At 51.3% G+C, this 772-nt stretch carries 1 rRNA gene; it reads left to right on the forward strand.

From position 1 onward, the window contains the following. Window positions 1–772, forward strand: a 23S ribosomal RNA gene (locus tag HMPREF0650_RS12525); the annotation flags it as partial.

Raw genomic sequence — 772 nt, forward strand, 5'->3', positions numbered from 1 at the left:
GTATGTTCATCCCCTCGGGGAAGGGCAATAGTGTGGGTAATCATGCTCCCAAGAAAATCCGCTAAGCTCCAGTCATGCAGCACCCGTACCGCAAACGGACACACGTAGTCGGGTTGAACATACTAAGGCGTTGAGAGATTCATGGTTAAGGAACTAGGCAAATTAACCCCGTAACTTCGGGAGAAGGGGTCCTCGTCACTATGACGAGGCGCAGAGAATAGGTCCAGGCAACTGTTTAACAAAAACACAGGGCTGTGCTAACACGAAAGTTGATGTATACAGCCTGACACCTGCCCGGTGCCGGAAGGTTAAGAGGAGAGGTCATACGTAAGTAGAAGCCTTGAATTGAAGCCCCGGTAAACGGCGGCCGTAACTATAACGGTCCTAAGGTAGCGAAATTCCTTGTCGGGTAAGTTCCGACCTGCACGAATGGTGTAATGATCCGGACACTGTCTCAATCATGATCTCAGTGAAATTGTAGTATCGGTGAAGATGCCGATTACCCGCGATGGGACGAAAAGACCCCGTGAACCTTTACTATAGCTTAGCATTGACCTTGGTCATCCGATGTGTAGGATAGGCCGGAGGCTTTGAATTTGCCGCGCCAGCGGTGATGGAGCCATCCTTGAAATACGGCCCTTTGGCTGTCTGAGGTCTAACGCGCTTAATGCGCGGACACTGCTTGGTGGGTAGTTTGACTGGGGTGGTCGCCTCCAAAAGCGTAACGGAGGCTTCCAAAGGTGCCCTCAGGTCGATTGGTAACCGACCTATT

It is taken from the genome of Hoylesella buccalis ATCC 35310 (genome assembly GCF_000177075.1).
GTDB lineage: Bacteria > Bacteroidota > Bacteroidia > Bacteroidales > Bacteroidaceae > Prevotella > Prevotella buccalis.